Source organism: Pseudomonas asplenii (genome assembly GCF_001293465.1).
GTDB classification, from domain to species: Bacteria; Pseudomonadota; Gammaproteobacteria; order Pseudomonadales; family Pseudomonadaceae; genus Aquipseudomonas; species Aquipseudomonas fuscovaginae_B.
The window spans coordinates 38,304-41,708 of record NZ_JSYZ01000021.1 but is presented as its reverse complement, the minus strand read 5'-3'; the positions used below and the strand labels follow the sequence as shown (position 1 = coordinate 41,708).

The 3,405-nt window shown below is 62.3% G+C and carries 6 protein-coding genes; 2 read left to right on the top strand and 4 right to left on the bottom strand.

Annotated elements, in window-relative coordinates:
* Positions 1 to 44 precede the first annotated feature (44 nt).
* Both PF66_RS25485 and PF66_RS25480 read right to left on the bottom strand, forming a co-directional pair.
* On the bottom strand, positions 45 to 305 hold the full coding sequence (locus PF66_RS25485) for a putative signal transducing protein (RefSeq protein ID WP_054058560.1): 261 nt from the start codon (positions 303 to 305) through the stop codon (positions 45 to 47).
* Positions 306 to 319: 14 nt separating this feature from the next.
* A complete protein-coding gene (locus PF66_RS25480; protein ID WP_054064161.1) occupies positions 320 to 502 on the bottom strand; it encodes a CPXCG motif-containing cysteine-rich protein in 183 nt (60 codons plus the stop codon).
* Positions 503 to 644: 142 nt separating this feature from the next.
* On the opposite strand from PF66_RS25480, the gene PF66_RS25475 reads away from it, so the two are divergent.
* A complete protein-coding gene (locus tag PF66_RS25475; RefSeq protein WP_054058551.1) occupies positions 645 to 1,811 on the top strand; it encodes a 1-acyl-sn-glycerol-3-phosphate acyltransferase in 1,167 nt (388 codons plus the stop codon).
* A gap of 177 nt (positions 1,812 to 1,988) precedes the next feature.
* Here PF66_RS25475 and PF66_RS25470 read toward each other — a convergent pair whose 3' ends face one another.
* Entirely contained in the window at positions 1,989 to 2,276 is a 288-nt protein-coding gene (locus tag PF66_RS25470; protein ID WP_192842709.1) for a hypothetical protein, read from the bottom strand.
* Positions 2,277 to 2,479: 203 nt separating this feature from the next.
* On the opposite strand from PF66_RS25470, the gene PF66_RS25465 reads away from it, so the two are divergent.
* Positions 2,480 to 2,686 carry a hypothetical protein gene (locus tag PF66_RS25465; RefSeq protein WP_017904795.1) on the top strand — a complete coding sequence of 69 codons (207 nt, stop codon included), beginning with the start codon at positions 2,480 to 2,482 and terminating at the stop codon, positions 2,684 to 2,686.
* 76 nt (positions 2,687 to 2,762) lie between these two features.
* Here PF66_RS25465 and PF66_RS25460 read toward each other — a convergent pair whose 3' ends face one another.
* Positions 2,763 to 3,347, bottom strand: a complete 585-nt coding sequence (locus tag PF66_RS25460; protein ID WP_054058558.1) for a YajG family lipoprotein — start codon at positions 3,345 to 3,347, stop codon at positions 2,763 to 2,765.
* Positions 3,348 to 3,405: the final 58 nt, after the last annotated feature.

Sequence of the window (3,405 nt, the reverse complement as noted above, 5' to 3'; positions counted from 1 at the left end):
TTTTGCCTTGCCTAACCTGCGTTTCAAACAATTTCGTACACAGCCTAGCAAAGCAGCACCCCGGCAACCTGCTCCGGCTCATCGCCAGGCAGCGGCAGTGCGGCATTGTACGCGGCGATCAACTCGCGTGCGTACTGCGCCTGCTCATCCTCCACCGCCAGGGCCAGCAGGCCGAACACCGGCAACTCGCCGACGCCCCCCAGCAGGTCGCGCCCGACCAGGTGCGCCTCCACGCCTTCGCTGGCGAGCATGCCCAGCAGCAGCTCGCCCTCCATCAGGTTTTCCGGCTCATAGATGCGCTGCATCGGGATGCCCCCAATCACTCGTTTTCCGTGTGAACGTCGAGCATCCACTCGTGACCGTCGGTCTGCAGAGTGAACACGATCGGTCGACAACACACCGGGCAGTCCTCGATATAGGTCTGGTCGCCACCGGAAAGATCCAGCACGGCCTCGGCTTCTTCACCACAGTAGGGACAGGAGTAGTACTCAGTTTCCAGCATCGCGGCCTCCGAAGGTGACTTGTGCGTATAATTGCCGGTCTATTTGCAAGGCTGATTTTTGTCCGAGCCTTATTTTTCCAATCGGGCTTTGTTATTTATCACTCAACCCTCTACTTACCCTAGCCGTTTCCAACAAGAGAGCATGATGGGCGAATTCGATGCCATCCGACCTTACGACGACTCCGAGGTGCCAGCCGTGCTGGCCCGGTTGCTCGGTGACAAGGCTTTTCTGGATATTCTCACGCACTTCCGTTTCCCCCGCCTGGTCGGAACCTTTGGCTGGCTGCTACGGCCACTGATCGCCTATCGGCTGCGTCGTGAATTCGCCGACGTGAAATGCGTGGCAACCCTGCAGGACAAGATCGAGGTCTACGTCGACAACACCATCGAACGGGCCACCGATGGCGTGACCTATACCGGCGTCGAGCAGTTCAAGTCCGGCACCGCCTATCTGTTCCTGGCCAACCATCGCGATATCGTCATGGACCCGGCGTTCGTCAACTATGCCGTCTACCATGCCGGCCTGCCGACGCCACGCATCGCCATCGGCGACAACCTGCTGCAGAAGCCGTTCGTCAGCGACCTGATGCGCCTGAACAAGAGCTTCATCGTGCACCGTTCGATCAGCGGGCGGCGGGAAAAAATGGCGGCCTACCAGTTGCTGTCGGCCTACATCAACCACTCGATCCGCCACGACTGCCAGTCGATCTGGATCGCCCAGGCCGAAGGCCGGGCCAAGGACGGTGACGACCGCACCGAGTCGGCCATCCTGAAAATGTTCCACATGAGCCGCAAGGACGAGCCCTTCGCCGAGGTCATCCAGTCGCTGAACCTGACCCCGGTGTCGATCAGCTACGAATACGACCCTTGCGACCTGGCCAAGGCCCGCGAGCTGTACATCCGCGCCACTACCGGCAGCTACAGCAAGGCACCGGGCGAGGATGACGTGAGCATCGCCAAGGGCATCACCGGCTACAAGGGCCGCGTGCACGTGAATTTTGCCGCGCCATTGAGCGGGGCCTTCGAGGACACCAAGGTGCTGGCCCAGGAGATGGATCGGCAGATCCTCGGTGGCTACCGGCTGTTCCCGGTGCATTACCTGGCCTATGCGCAGTGGAGCGACGCCGATCCGCAGCTACAGGTGCCCAAGGCTGCCGAGCTGTTCCCGGCCGAAGAACTGAACAAGGCCAGGGAGCAATGGCAAAGCCGCCTGGACGCCTGCCCGGCCGAACACCAGCCCTACCTGGTGCAGCAATACGCGACCCCGGTGCGCAACCAGTATCGGGTCAAGGCGGGGCTACCGCTGTAAGGGCGTAGTCGCAGGGTGGGGGCAGGGCTTGCCGGCCTATTCGCGGGCAAGCCCTGCTCCTGCCGGGAACGCGTTCGACGCGGTCCATGTGGGAGCCGGCTTGCTGCGGGCGTTGCTCCGACGACCCGCCAAAAGCGGCCATCCACCGGCAAGCCGCGCCCAGGCAAGGGGTAGGCTCTACAGCCTGGTACTGATCCAGGACACCAGCAGCGCCACCCCCAGGCAGGCGAACCCGAACCGGTAGAAAAACCGGTTCGCCCGCACCACCCGCGAGTCGAGCAGCAGCAACGGCTGATCGATCGACCGCCCTTCGCTCTGCATCTCCAGCTTTTCCAGCGCCCGTAGCTCACGGCGGCGCGTGAGCTGCAACAGCCATGCACCGGGGCAGGCCACCAGCAGGGCGAACAGGTTGAGCCATTTGCCCGGATGCCCGGCGAATACGCTCCAGATCAATTGCAACGACATCATGAACCCTCGGATGAACCAGCGCCTGTCCAACACCCGGACGAACGGCAGATAGCCGTCGCCGCGCACGCTGGTATGGGAACACCCGTGCGTTACAGTTTCCTGTGTCCGGCTCCGTACAATTTACGGATTAATTTGCGCTGTCACCTGAACGTCACCTTAACAGGCCACCCTGTCGCCCTCGAACATTCACGGAGCTTGTCATGCTGCACGCCAACAACCAGGACCGCCTTTACCTGATCGCCCCCAGCGATGAACAGGAAGCCCTGGTGGACGCCATGTCGTTCAACGTCCAGGACCGCCACTGGCTGGTCTATTGTGCCCTCGGCGGCCATCAGCACGCCGACCTGCCCGAAGCCGACCTGACCACCGGCGTGAGCCTGCTGGACTTCCACATCGAAGCCGCTTGACCCCAGGCGGGCAGTCGACAGACAGGCAATAAAAAGCCCGGCCTCCAGAGCCGGGCTTTTCCATTGCTGCGCCGGGTTACTGGCTCAGCAGGCGGCCGATGCTCGGGTCCTTGAAGACCCGGGTCAGCGCGTCGCTCAACACGTCACTGATCAGCTTGGTGTTGGTCTGCTCGTTGGGCGCCATGCCGAAGCGCTGGTTCAGCGATGCACCGTACTGGCCGCTGTAGCGCTGGTTGGCGTTGGTCACGTCGGAGCGGAAGTTGGCCCCGATGGTGGCCTCGGTCACGTAGGTGGTGTCCTTCGGCGACTGGTAGGTCAGGTCGGACAGGGTCACGGTCAGGGTCGGTGCGTTCATCGCATTCGGCGTTGGGGTGAAGCCCAGCAGACGGACGGCGGCTTCAGCCTGGGCCTGCAGCCTTGGCACCAGGTCGGCGCCCTGGACGGTGATGGAGCTGGTTTCAGGGTAGAGGCCGCCACGAGTGCCCAGTACCGGCGAGCGACGACCGTCGACAACCCGGACCACCACTTGCTGCCCATGTCCAACCGGGGCGAGCTGGGTAGTGAGCGTGGGTTGCGGGCTAAGCTGCTGAGGACTGTTGGCACAGCCGACCAGGGTCAGGCTGGTCACAGTGATCAAACCGAACAACAGGCGTTGCAACATGCGCATCTCTCCAAGGACTAGGCTGTGTAAGAAATTGTTTGAAACGCAGGTTAGGCAA